Consider the following 11,795-nt stretch of genomic DNA (forward strand, 5'->3'; position numbering starts at 1 on the left):
CGATGCCACTGGACCGCATACTCCGGCACCTGATCGCCTGGCAGAGTGCCGACGGTCCGCCGGTCCCGGACCGCGAACTGCCCATCGAGCAGGCCCGCGAGCGCTACCGGGCGACGGCGGGCCGCCCGCCCGGGGCCGCGGACGGCCCCGGTCAGGACGTCTCCTCCGAGGACCGGCTGATCGAGGGACCGGACGGGGCAGCGCTCCGCGTGCGGGTCCACACCCCGGGCACGGCAGGACAGCGGGTGATCACCTATCTGCACGGCGGGGGATGGGTCCTGGGGGACCTCGACAGCCACGACATGGTCTGCCAGGTGCTGGCGGCGTCGCTGGACGCGGTCGTCGTCGCCGCCGACTACCGGCTGGCGCCGGAGTTCCCCTACCCCACGCCCCTGCGCGACGCGACGGCCGCCGCCCGGTGGACAGCGCGGACCTTCCCCGGCAGGACGCATGTGCTCGCGGGCGACAGCGCGGGCGCCAGCCTGGCCCTCGGCGCCGTCCTCGGGGCGCGCGACCTCGACGTGGCCGCGCTGCTGCTGGTCTACCCGCCGGTGGACCCGGGGCTGAGCCTCGCCTCGGCGGGCGGGAACGCCAGCGGATACCTGCTCAGCGTCGAGGACATGGCCTGGAACTACGCGCAGTACGTGCCCGATCCGCTGCGGCGGACCGATCCCGCCGTCGATCTGCTCAACGCGGACCTGCGGGGCCTGCCGCCCGCCGTCGTCGCCACCGCCGAATACGATCCGCTGCACGACGAGGGCGTGGAGCTGGCGGCGCGGATGCGTGCCGCGGGCGTCGAGGTCCGTCACGTGCCCGGGGACGGGATGGTCCACGGCTACTTCCTGATGCAGGGCAGCGTGCCCGCCGCCGCGGCCTGCGCCCGGCGGGTCGTGGGAGAGCTGGACGCGCTGCTCGTACGGCTCGCGGGCGCTGCTCCCGGCGGCGACGGGCTGGAGGTGGTGTCCGGCGCGGACCGCGCGGAGTGACGGCCGGTGTCCGGTGACGGGTTGACGGGTTCGGGCCCGGCCGAACCCGTCACCGGCCCTGTTCTTGACGCGGGCTCTCCAGCGGCTCGGTGCCGGAGGTGCCGGTGCCGGAGGTGTCCGCCTCCGCGGCGGGCGGCTTCTGGATGTGGCGCAGCCCGGTGACGAAGATCTGCAGCCCGTACGCGAAGCGCTCGCCCGGGTCGGTGCCCGAGAGCGAGTCGAGCGCCACCTCGTACTGCGGCGACACCTGGACGTCGAGCCGCTCGGTGCGGTCCCGCCAGTCGTCGTCGGTCGGCAGCCGCAACTGGGCCTGCTCCTCAATCGCGTGGCCGAGGACGTAGTAGAAGAGGGAGAAGGTGACCCAGCCCGCCTGGGCGGGGGGAAACCCGGCGCGGCACAGCACCTGGATGGTCAGGTCCGAGCCGATGATGGTGTTGGCGCCGGGCGCGAAGGTGCCCGCCACCACCCGGGCGCCGTCGCGGTGGCGGAGCAGGGCGGCGCGGAGCCGCTCGGCGAGCAGCTGGACCTGGTCGGGCCAGGGGACCTCCGGCAGCGGGGCGCCCATGTCCTCGACGATCTTGTCCGCTACGGCGTCCAGCAGCGTCTCCTTGTTGGGGAAGTGCCGGTAGAGAGCACCCCCGTGGACGTTGAGCGCGGCGCCCAGCCTCCGCATCGTGAGCTGGTCGAGACCCTCGGAATCGAGAAAGCGAAGCGCTGCCTCTACGACGGTGGACTGGTGAAGTGACACTGACTCTCCCTTGACTGGCATCTGCAGGAAGATATCCTATGGTGAACGTTGTTCACTCGCGATCGGCCACCAACGAGGAGGCTCCATGTCTGAGGCGCGAGGCGAGTCGACTCCTTCAATTATCAGGCCCGGCCTGCCATTCGGTGCCGTGGTGGCAATGTCGTGCCTGGCAATGTTCATGGTTGTGCTCGACTCCACCATTGTCACGGTCGCTCTGCCGGACATGAAATCCGGGCTGGATTTGTCGCCCGACCAGCAGCAGTGGGTCGTGAGTGGGTATTTGATCACCTTGGGCGGTCTGCTCCTATTGGCGGCCAGAGCAGGGGACCTCTTAGGTCATAAATGGGTGTTCCTGTTCGGAGTGAGTGTTTTTACTCTCGCGAGTGCCGCCGGAGGCCTGGCCACCCATCCGATGGTGCTCATCGTGGCCCGGATAGCGCAGGGCATCGGTGCCGCGGCGATGAGCCCGACCAGCCTCAGCCTCATCACCGCCAGCCGCGGCGAGGGCCGCGAGCGGGCACGCGCCCTCGCGCTGTGGAGCATGATGGGCGGCATCGCGGGGCTCGTCGGCGTGGTCCTGGGCGGTGTGCTCACCGCCGAACTCAGCTGGCGATGGGTGCTGTTCGTCAACATCCCGCCGGGCCTCGCGCTGCTGGTCGGGGGCGTGCTGTTCCTCCTCCGGGTCCCCCGGGCCGAGCGCGTCCGGCTCGACCTTCCCGGCGCGCTCACCGTCACCGTCGGGGTCGGGGCGCTCACCTACGGCCTCTCGACGGCCTCCGAGAAGGGCTGGGGCTCCGCGAACGTGGTGGTCACGCTGCTCGTGGCCGCGGTCCTCATCGCCGCCTTCCTCGTGGTCGAGGCCAAGAGCTCCCACCCGCTCATCCCGCCCGCCCTGCTGCGGCTGGGCACCCTGCGGGCCGCGAACCTCATCATGTTCTGCCTGGGCGTGACGCTCACGGCGCTCTTCTTCTTCGTCTCGCTGTACTGCCAGCAGGTCCTCGGGTACAGCGCGCTGCGCACCGGCATGGCCATGCTGCCGGTCACCGTCATCTTCATCTTCGGCGGCCTCGTCGCACGGCAGTTCGTGCCCGTCGTCGGCCCCAGGAACATGCTGCTGGCCGGCGGTCTCATCGCCACCGTGGGCATCGCCTGGCTGGCCACCATCCCCACCCACTCCGCGTACGTGACGCACATCCTCCTCCCGAACGTGATCGGGGGATTCGGCGTCAGCATCATGCTGCTCGCGGTCACGCTCAGCGGCACCACGGGCGTGGCACCCGAGAACGCCGGTGCCGCCTCGGGGCTGTTCAACACCTCCCGGATGCTCGGCGGAGCCGTCGGCCTCGCCGTGCTCGTGAGCATCGCGTCGCGGGTGACCTCGAACGCGGGCCCGGACAGCGGGCGCCTCGACGCGCTGGTCGACGGCTACCGCGCCGCCTTCCTCGTGAACGCCGGGATCATGCTCGTCGCCGCGCTGGGCGCCCTGGCGCTGCCCGCGATGAAGGGGGCGGCCCAGCAGGAGCAGCCCGCGGAGTCGGTGGACGAGCCCGTGGCCACGGAGAGTTGACCGGAGTCCGGGTGCCGTGACCCGTCGGCCGGGCACGGCACACCCGGTCGCATGCCCCCGTCCGCCGGGTCGGCCCATCCCCCGTCAAGGGGCCGACCCGGCGGACGGGCTTTCATGTGGGCGAACGGGCGCTGCCCGTACCCTCAGCTGAGGCCGAGACCGCGGGCGATCAGGCCGCGCTGCACGTCGTTGGTGCCACCGCCGAGGAAGGCGAGGACGGAGAGCCGCAGGCCCTGCTCGAACAGACCGGCGCCGGGCGCGTCCGGTGTGCCGAGGGCCGCCCCGGGGCCGAGGAGCCGCAGCGCTTCGAGGCTGATCCGCTCCACGGTCTCGGCGGCCAGCACACCGGCCATGGCCGAGACGAGACGCGCCCGGTGCCCGGGGCGGGCCTCCGCCGTCTCCGCCGCGTGGGCGAGCAGCAGGGTCACGGCGCGGACCTGGACCGCCATGCGGCTCAGCCCGGCCCGCCGGTCCGGCCCCGCGGACCCGTCGGGACCGGCGGGACCGGCCAGGCCGTCCGGATCGGCGCGGACGGCCGCGAGCAGCTCGTCGAACTGCCGACGGCACTGTCCGGCCACCTCACCGGCGAGGAGCAGCCGTTCACCGCCGAGGGTGTCCGTGATGACCTCCCAGCCGCGGTCGACCGGGCCGATGCGCGCCGAGTCGGGGACCCGTACGCCCTCGAACGTCACCGTGCAGCAGGTCTGCCCGGACAGCGCCTGGTGCGGTTCCGTCCTGATCCCCGGTGTCGCCATCGGGACCATGAACATGCTGATCCCCGCGACGGGCAGCTTCGCGTCCGGGTCCGTGCGCACGGCGAGCCAGATGTACTCCGCCGTGTGGGCGTTGCCGATCCAGGACTTCGTCCCGTCGATCACCCAGTCCTCGCCGTCACGGACCGCGGCCGTCGTCAGCGACGCCAGGTCGGAGCCCGCCCCGGGCTCGCTGTAGCCCAGGCAGAAGGTCAGCCTGCCGTCCCGGAGGCGGGGCAGGTACGTCTCCTTCTGCGCGGCCGTGCCGTGCCTGACGACGGGACCGCCGACCACCGAGGCGGCCGCGAGCGCGTTGGCGGTCTGCACCTGGTGGTAGGCGATCTCCTCGTGCAGGGCGAGCTGTTCGGTGGGCGTGGCGTCCCGGCCGCCGTCCGCGGCGGGGAAGGCCATGCCGAACCAGCCCTGGGCGGCCGCCTCCGCCACCGCCGTGGGGTCGTCGCCCTTGTCGAACTGCCGTCGGCCGGTGCGGTGCCGGGCGCAGAAGTCGCCGAGCCGCTCGCGTACGGCCGCGGCTTCCGGCCTGGCGGCGGCGGGCAGGCCCTCGGCGGACCCGGCCAGGAGGTCGGCGACGGACCCGCCGGGCGGCGGGCAGGACGGCAGGAGCGCGACGTCGGCGTGCACACGGCGGAAGAGCCAGGACGCCTCGTGGCCCTCGAAGTACCCGCCGGCGCCGAGCGTGTGGTGGGCGCTGACCTGGGCGCGCGGCGCGCATTCGGCGGCGTGGGAGACCGCCATCTCCGTGGCGAGGAGCCGGTCGCGCGCGCCGTCCCGGTGCCCGCGTACGGCCTCCCGGAGGAGGAGTTCGCCCGCGGTGAGCTCGATCTCGCGGGCCGCCGTGCGCTGTTGGACGGCGCCGAAGCCGCCGACGGGCCGGCCGAACTGACGGCGCGTCTTCGCGTGGGCGACCGACCGGTCGTGGCTGTGCCGCGCGGCGGCCATCGCCCGTGCCGCCAGGCCCAGCCGCAGCAGGGACCGCGCCCGGTCGGCCTGCTCGGCGGAGACCTCGACGACGGCCTCCGCCGCGCCCAGATGGAGCCGCGTCCAGGAGGGCGAGGCCAGCCCGGGCCGCGGGACGGCGAACTCCACCGGACGTACGGTCGCGGAGCCGCCGCCCGGCGGCAGGAGCAGCACATGGGAGGCGGCCCCTCCGGAGTCCATGAACGGGAGCGCCGCGGCCCGCGGGTCCGCCGCGGCCACCAGGGTCCGGACCTCGCCGGACGCGATGCCCGCGGCGAGGTCCCCGGCCGCCGGTGCGGCCCCCGTCAGCAGCTCCGAGGCGACGAAGCTGTCCATGACGGGCAGCGGGCACGCGGCGGCTCCGGTCGCGCGCACCCGGGCGACGGCGGAGTCAAGACCCGTGGCGGCGCCCAGCAGGCCCTGGGACGCCGCGAGTCGCCACAGGCGGCCGAGGGCCGCCTCGTCGGCCTGGTCCGGAAAGTTCCATTGCCTCTCCAGCAGTTCAGTGATGCCGTCCGAGCTGAGCATGTGCAATTCCCCGTCCCGGCCGCGGTGTCCGCCGCCACTGCGTCGTGTGTGAGCGGTTGGGTGTGAGCGTAAGAAAACACGCCGTCTCTGGCGACGCGGGTCCCGGAGAATAGGGGCTGGTTAGGGGTATGCCGTACCGGGGTGCGGGATAGCATCGGGCGCGACTGCGAAAACGGCTGTTTCGGGCTGTGCTCTGAAAGCTGAGCTCTGAAAGGTGACGGGCAGTGGGAGAGACCGACAGCGAGAAGTGGTTTCGCGTTTACCGCCGAGTTCCGGAAGGCGTCCGCCTGTTCTGCTTCCCGCACGCGGGCGGTGCCGCGAGCTATTTCTATCCGTGGGCCGGACGGCTGCCGGACGGAATCGAGCTGCAGGTCCTGCAGTACCCGGGCCGTCAGGACCGCGTCGGTGAGCCCTGCGTGCGCAGCGTGCCCGCGCTGGCCGACCGGATCCACGCGGCGATCCGGCCGCGGCTGAACCGGCCCTACGCCTTCTTCGGCCACAGCATGGGAGCGGTTGTCGCGTTCGAGGTGGCCTGCCGGATCGCCCGCGAGGAGGGTGCAGGACCGGCCGGACCTGCGCACCTGTTCGTCTCCGGGCGCCGGGCCCCGTCCTGTGTCCGGCACGAGGAGCTGCACCGGGCCGGCCGGTCGGCCTTCGTCGCCGAGATGCGCGCGCTGGGGGGCACGGACCCGCGCGTGCTGGAGGACGACACGATCCTGGACTTCGTCCTGCCGACGGTCCGTGCCGACTACGAGGCCGTGGAGACCTACCGGTTCGGCTCCTGGGAGCCCCTGCCGTACGACGTGACGGCGCTGGCGGGGGAGAGCGACCCGAAGGCCGCCGTGGAGGACGTGCGGGCCTGGTCCCGGCACACGCGCGGCACGTTCGGCCTGCACACCTACCCGGGCGGCCACTTCTACCTGGACGACCACCGGAGCGGTGTGCTGGACGTGGTCTCGTCCGCGCTTACGACGGCCGCCCCCGGACGGAAACCCCTACCGCACCCCTAGCCACCCCACTCCCGTCATAAGGGTGCGGTAAGGGTTGGGGCAGAGGTCGGCTGGAACATAGCGTTGGCGAATGCCGGAGTAGCACTCACTGATTACTGCGGCATCCGTATTTGCTGAGCAGAACCATCAGTACGGGGGATGAATTGAGAACGGTCGATCACGTACCGGATAATTTCTGATGGACTTCGAGCTGTCACCGATTCAACGTGAATGCTGCGACAGTATCAGTGCGGCTGTGGCCGAGCGGTTCGCCGAAACCCCCAGGCCCACCGACCCCGAGTCGGTGCGGCTGGCGTGGAAGGACGCGGCGAACATCGGCCTGACGGGACTCTGTCTGCCCGAGGAGCACGGCGGTGCCGGGCTGGGCGCGCTGGACACGGCGCTCGCCCTGGAGGCGTTCAGCCGGTCCTGCTCCGACATGGGGCTGGTGTTCGGCATCGCGGCGCACCTGCTGTCGTGCGCCGTGCCCGTCCGGGAGTTCGGCGCCGACGGCGCGGCGGAGCTGCTGGCGGGCATGGCGGCGGGCGATCTGATCGCGGGCAACGCCATGACCGAGGACGAGGCGGGCTCGGACGTCGGACGGATCAGGACCACCGCCACCCGCGCGGACGGTGCGGACGGTGCGGACGGCATGGACGGCGGGTACGTGCTGCGGGGCGAGAAGTCCTTCGTCAGCAACGCGCCGATCGCCGACGTGTTCGTGACCTACGCGGTCACGGACCCGGCCGCGGGCTTCCTGGGCGTCTCGGCGTTCGTGGTGCCGCGCGACCTCGACGGCGTCCATGTCGGCCCGCCGCTGCCGAAGGTGGGCCTGAACTCCTGCCTCGCGGCGCGGGTGACGTTCGAGGACTGCGTCGTCCCGGACCGCTACCGGCTCGGGGCCGAGGGCGGTGGCGCGGCGGTCTTCCAGCACTCCATGGCGTGGGAGCGGGGCTGCCTGTTCGCCGCCTACCTGGGGCTGATGGAGCGGCAGCTCGCCTCGTGCGTGGCCCGTACCACCGAGAGACGGCAGTTCGGGCGGAAGCTCTCCGCCTTCCAGGCGGTCTCGCACCGGGTGGCCCGGATGCGGCAGCGGCTGGAGAGCGCGCGGCTGCTGCTCTACCGCGCCTGCTGGCTGCTCGACCAGGGCAGCGCGGACGTGAGCGCGATCGCCATGGCCAAGACCGCGGTGTCCGAGGCCTCGGTCGCCAACAGCCTCGACGCCATGCAGCTGTTCGGCTCGACCGGGTACCTGGCCGGGTCCGGGATCGAGGAGCAGCTGCGCGACAGCCTGCCCTCCACCGTCTTCTCCGGGACGACCGAGATCCAGCTGGAACTCATCGCGAAGGAGGCCGGGCTGTGACGCTGCACCAGCTCGCCGCCGACGCCGCGGCGCGCCGCCCCGAGGCGCTCGCCGTGTCCGGCCCCTCGGGGTCCCTCACCTACGGCGAACTCGACGCCATGGCCGACGCGCTCGCGGCCCGGCTCGCCCGGCGGGGCGTCCGGCGCGGTGACCGGGTCGTGCTGTGGGCGGCCAAGAGCCCGGAGACGGTGGCGGCGACCCAGGCCGTCCTCCGGCTCGGCGCCGCCTACGTGCCCGTCGACGGCGGCAGCCCGGTGGCCCGCGTCGCGACCATCGCGCGCGACTGCGCGGCACGCGTCGTCATGACGGACGGCTCGTGGATCCCCCGGATCGCCGCCGAACTGGGGGAGGACGTCGGCTACGCGGACATGACGGGCCCCTACGAGCCGTCGCCGCCCGTCGACACCGCCACGGGCCCCGACGACCTCGCCTACCTCCTGTACACCTCGGGGTCGACCGGCGTGCCCAAGGGCGTGTGCCTGACCCACGGCAACGCGCGGGCGTTCGTCGACTGGGCCCACGACCTGGTGGCGCCGGGGGAGGACGACCGGTTCGCCAACCACGCGCCGCTCGCCTTCGACCTGTCGGTGTTCGACCTGTACGTGGCGTTCCGCGCCGGCGCCTCGGTGCACCTCGTTCCCCCCGAGCTGTCCTTCGCCCCGATGCGGCTGGCCGAGTTCCTGCACCACGAGCGGATCAGCGTCTGGTACTCGGTGCCGTCGGCTCTCGCGGTGATGATGCGGCACGGCGGGCTCCTCGACCGTCCCGCGCCGGAGTCGCTGCACACGGTGCTGTTCGCGGGGGAGCCCTTCCCGCTCGCGCAGCTGCGCGACCTGGCCGCGTGGACACCGGCGCGGATGCTGAACCTCTACGGGCCGACCGAGACCAACGTGTGCACGTTCCACGAGGTCACCAAGGCGGACCTGGCCCGCGACCGGCCCGTACCGATCGGGACCCCGGCCAGCGGCGACCGGGTCTGGGCGGTGCGGGACGACGGCGCGCCCGCGGCCGCGGGGGAGGAGGGCGAACTCCTCGTGGAGGGGCCCACGGTGATGTCCGGCTACTGGGGCGGTCCGCCGCAGCGCGGGCCGTACCGCACGGGCGACCTGGTCCGGGTCCTGCCCGGCGGCTCGTTCGACTACCTCGGGCGGCGCGACCAGATGGTCAAGATCCGGGGGCACCGGGTCGAACTCGGCGAGGTCGAGGCCGTACTGGAGAACCACGGCGACATCGCGGAGGCCGCCGCCGTGGCGGTCGGTGAAGGAGTCGACACCCGGCTGGTGGCCTTCGTGGCCCCCCGCGCAGGGCGCGAGGTGTCGGTCCTGGCCCTGCGCCAGCACCTCGCCCGGCACCTGCCCCGCTCCATGGCGGCGGACGAGGTGCGCATGCTCTCCCCGCTGCCCAGGAACGGCAACGGCAAGATCGATCGTCCGGTGCTGCGGGCGCGTGCCGACGCGGCCGCGACGCGCGGTTCATGAGGACGCGCGCGGCTCGTGAGGACGAGCAGCCCGTGCGGCAGACCGGACATCCACCCAAGCGAAGGGACGGTGCGATGACCCTCGACGAGGTCACACCCCGGATCACGGACTTCATCCGCGAGAGCTTTCTCGACGGGGACCCGAAAGGCGAACTCACCGAGGTCACCCCGCTGCTGGAGTGGGAGGTGCTCAACTCGATGAACAGCGCTCTCCTGCTGAACTTCCTGCGGGAGGAACTCCGGGTCGACGTGCCGCTGGCCTCGATCAACGCGGCGAACTTCAGGGACGTCGCGTCCATCAGCAAGCTTGTCTCCGGTCTGACGGCCGTCCCGACGGAAGGTGTCTGAGAACGATGAGTGTCGATTACGACGTCGTGATCATCGGCGGTGGACCGGCGGGGTCCAGCGCCGCCGCCTACCTCGCCAAGGCCGGCATGTCGGTGGCCGTCTTCGAGGGCGCGAACTTCCCCCGGCCGCACGTGGGGGAGTCGCTGGTACCGGCCACCACCCGGGTGCTGCTGGAGACCGGGGTGATGGAGAAGGTCGAGGCGGCCGGGTTCCCCCGCAAGTACGGCGCGGCCTGGACCTCGTCCCACACCCGTAACGTCACCGGCGGGCAGGCCAGCACCCTCACCCATGAACTCGGCGCGGCCGAGATCCTGTTCAGCGAGCGCGACCAGCCGGGCGTCGACCGGGACTACACCTTCCACGTCGACCGCAGCAAGTTCGACCTGATCCTGCTCAAGCACGCCGAGAGCCTGGGCGCCAAGGTCTTCCAGGGGGTCCGGGCGATGGCCGTGGACTTCGACGACCCGGAGAAGGTCACCCTGACCTGCCGGATGGGCCCCGCCTCGGTGGACGTCACCGCGAAGATGATCGTCGACGCCTCGGGCCGCCAGACCCTGCTGGGCCGCCAGCTCGGGCTCAAGGAGGCCGACCCGGTCTTCAACCAGTACGCCATCCACGGCTGGTTCGAGGGCCTCGACCGCTCCTCCGTCGCGAACGACCCGGAGAAGGTCGACTACATCTACGTCCACTTCCTGCCGATCAGCGACACCTGGGTCTGGCAGATCCCCATCACCGACACCGTCACCAGCGTCGGGGTGGTGACCCAGAAGCACCGGTTCGCCGAGGCCAACAAGGACCGGGACGCGTTCTTCTGGGAGTTCGTGGAGAGCCGCCCGGACCTGTACGAGGCGCTGCGGAAGACGGAGCAGGTGACGCCCCTCAAGGTCGAGGGCGACTACAGCTACGCGATGCGGGAGATCTGCGGCGACCGGTTCGTGCTGCTCGGCGACGCCGCGCGCTTCGTCGACCCGATCTTCTCCAGCGGCGTGAGTGTCGCGCTCAACAGCGCGCGGCTGGCCTGCCGCGACATCGTCGCCGCCGCCGAGACCGGCGACTTCTCCCGGAGCAGCTTCGCCAGGTACGAGGAGCAGCTCCGCAACGGCACCCGCAACTGGTACGAGTTCATCTCGGTCTACTACCGGCTGAACATCCTGTTCACCACGTTCGTGGCGGACCCCAAGCACCGGCTGGACATCATCCGGCTCCTCCAGGGCGACCTCTACGACGAGTCGGAGCCGGAGGTGCTGCGCGTCATGCGGGAGACCGTGACGGCCGTCGAGGAGGACCCCTCCCACCTGTGGCACCCACACCTGGGCACGCTCCGCGCCCCGGTCCTCGCACCGGCCTTCTAGCCGGGCGTCTCGTCCTGGTCGGGCGCCTCGTCGGCGGGGAGCGTGAACGTCCGTGTCTCCACCCTGACGCCGGGGACGCGGACCGCCACCGAGGCGATCACCTCGTCCCCGGCGGCCAGGTCGGCCAGTGACCACGTGGCGGCGTCGCCGCACTCCTCGGGGAGCGACACCACGGTGCCGTCCACCGTGGTGACGACGGCGGCGAGCCGCGTGGCGAGGCCGGTGCCGAGGGCCTTGGCCACCGCCTCCTTCCGCGTCCAGAAGCGGAGGAGCTGCGCGTCCCTGAGCGCCTCCGGCAGCGCCTTCACGGCGCGCTGTTCGGTGGCGGACAGGGCCGCGCGGGCCAGGGCGCCGGGATCGTCCAGCGGACGCAGCCGCTCGACGTCGACGCCGAGCGGCGCGTCCCACGAGAGCGCCGCGGCCACCGCCGCCCCGGCGTGACTGAGGCTCACGTGGAGACCGCCGGGGCGGACGACGAGCGGGCGCCCCCGGCCGTCGCGCTCCCAGACCTGCCGGTCCGGGGGGCACGAGGTGTACGCCGCGACCAACCGCCTGCCGAGCCGGTGCGTGGCGGCCCGGGCGTGGCGGTACCGGCGGGCGCGCCGGGCCAGGTCGGACGGCGCCTCCGACGGCGCCGCGCCCGACGCCACCCAGACGACGACGGAACCGGAACCTCCCACGTCCCCGAGTCCCCCCAAGTCCCCCGT

At 72.5% G+C, this 11,795-nt stretch carries 10 protein-coding genes; 7 read left to right on the forward strand and 3 right to left on the reverse strand.

All coding sequences use genetic code 11. The features are described 5' to 3' along the window. The first annotated feature begins 2 nt into the window (after positions 1–2). Complete coding sequence (locus ACGF3A_RS02865; RefSeq protein ID WP_393725088.1) at positions 3–986, forward strand: alpha/beta hydrolase; 984 nt, start codon at positions 3–5, stop codon at positions 984–986. A 49-nt stretch (positions 987–1,035) separates the two neighbouring features. Here ACGF3A_RS02865 and ACGF3A_RS02870 read toward each other — a convergent pair whose 3' ends face one another. Further along, on the reverse strand, positions 1,036–1,734 hold the full coding sequence (locus ACGF3A_RS02870; RefSeq protein ID WP_393725090.1) for a TetR/AcrR family transcriptional regulator C-terminal domain-containing protein: 699 nt from the start codon (positions 1,732–1,734) through the stop codon (positions 1,036–1,038). Between the two features lie 172 nt (positions 1,735–1,906). On the opposite strand from ACGF3A_RS02870, the gene ACGF3A_RS02875 reads away from it, so the two are divergent. Further along, positions 1,907–3,301: an MFS transporter gene (locus ACGF3A_RS02875; RefSeq protein ID WP_393727114.1), complete on the forward strand. Its 1,395-nt coding sequence runs from the start codon at positions 1,907–1,909 to the stop codon at positions 3,299–3,301. 143 nt (positions 3,302–3,444) lie between these two features. Here the strand turns inward: ACGF3A_RS02875 and ACGF3A_RS02880 are convergent, their stop codons facing one another. Further along, positions 3,445–5,559: an acyl-CoA dehydrogenase family protein gene (locus tag ACGF3A_RS02880; protein ID WP_393725092.1), complete on the reverse strand. Its 2,115-nt coding sequence runs from the start codon at positions 5,557–5,559 to the stop codon at positions 3,445–3,447. A 224-nt stretch (positions 5,560–5,783) separates the two neighbouring features. Here ACGF3A_RS02880 and ACGF3A_RS02885 point away from each other — a divergent pair, with 224 nt between their 5' ends. The 5 genes from ACGF3A_RS02885 (at position 5,784) to ACGF3A_RS02905 (ending at position 11,088) form a co-directional block, all read left to right on the forward strand. Next, a complete protein-coding gene (locus ACGF3A_RS02885) occupies positions 5,784–6,569 on the forward strand; it encodes a thioesterase II family protein (protein WP_393725094.1) in 786 nt (261 codons plus the stop codon). 178 nt (positions 6,570–6,747) lie between these two features. Continuing rightward, a complete protein-coding gene (locus ACGF3A_RS02890; protein WP_393725095.1) occupies positions 6,748–7,911 on the forward strand; it encodes an acyl-CoA dehydrogenase family protein in 1,164 nt (387 codons plus the stop codon). Further along, positions 7,908–9,389, forward strand: coding sequence for an amino acid adenylation domain-containing protein (locus ACGF3A_RS02895; protein WP_393725097.1), 1,482 nt, complete (start codon positions 7,908–7,910; stop codon positions 9,387–9,389). Before ACGF3A_RS02890 ends, ACGF3A_RS02895 begins: the two co-directional genes overlap by 4 nt. 74 nt (positions 9,390–9,463) lie before the next feature. Continuing rightward, a complete protein-coding gene (locus tag ACGF3A_RS02900; protein ID WP_393725098.1) occupies positions 9,464–9,736 on the forward strand; it encodes an acyl carrier protein in 273 nt (90 codons plus the stop codon). A 5-nt stretch (positions 9,737–9,741) separates the two neighbouring features. Continuing rightward, the gene (locus tag ACGF3A_RS02905; RefSeq protein WP_393725100.1) at positions 9,742–11,088 is read left to right on the forward strand and encodes an NAD(P)/FAD-dependent oxidoreductase; all 1,347 of its coding nucleotides are present in this window, start codon (positions 9,742–9,744) and stop codon (positions 11,086–11,088) included. Here ACGF3A_RS02905 and ACGF3A_RS02910 read toward each other — a convergent pair. After that, positions 11,085–11,768: a 4'-phosphopantetheinyl transferase family protein gene (locus tag ACGF3A_RS02910; RefSeq protein ID WP_393725102.1), complete on the reverse strand. Its 684-nt coding sequence runs from the start codon at positions 11,766–11,768 to the stop codon at positions 11,085–11,087. The two genes, ACGF3A_RS02905 and ACGF3A_RS02910, sit on opposite strands and share 4 nt — an antisense overlap. Positions 11,769–11,795: the final 27 nt, after the last annotated feature.

This window comes from Streptomyces sp. NPDC048172 (genome assembly GCF_043202595.1).
GTDB lineage: Bacteria > Actinomycetota > Actinomycetes > Streptomycetales > Streptomycetaceae > Streptomyces.

Coding starts and splice junctions, on each gene's coding strand:
- ACGF3A_RS02865 (WP_393725088.1), top strand. CDS start 3: ATGCCACTGGACCGCATACTCCGGCACCTGATCGCCTGGCAGAGTGCC.
- ACGF3A_RS02875 (WP_393727114.1), top strand. CDS start 1,907: ATGTTCATGGTTGTGCTCGACTCCACCATTGTCACGGTCGCTCTGCCG.
- ACGF3A_RS02880 (WP_393725092.1), bottom strand. CDS start 5,559: ATGCTCAGCTCGGACGGCATCACTGAACTGCTGGAGAGGCAATGGAAC.
- ACGF3A_RS02890 (WP_393725095.1), top strand. CDS start 6,748: ATGGACTTCGAGCTGTCACCGATTCAACGTGAATGCTGCGACAGTATC.
- ACGF3A_RS02900 (WP_393725098.1), top strand. CDS start 9,464: ATGACCCTCGACGAGGTCACACCCCGGATCACGGACTTCATCCGCGAG.
- ACGF3A_RS02905 (WP_393725100.1), top strand. CDS start 9,742: ATGAGTGTCGATTACGACGTCGTGATCATCGGCGGTGGACCGGCGGGG.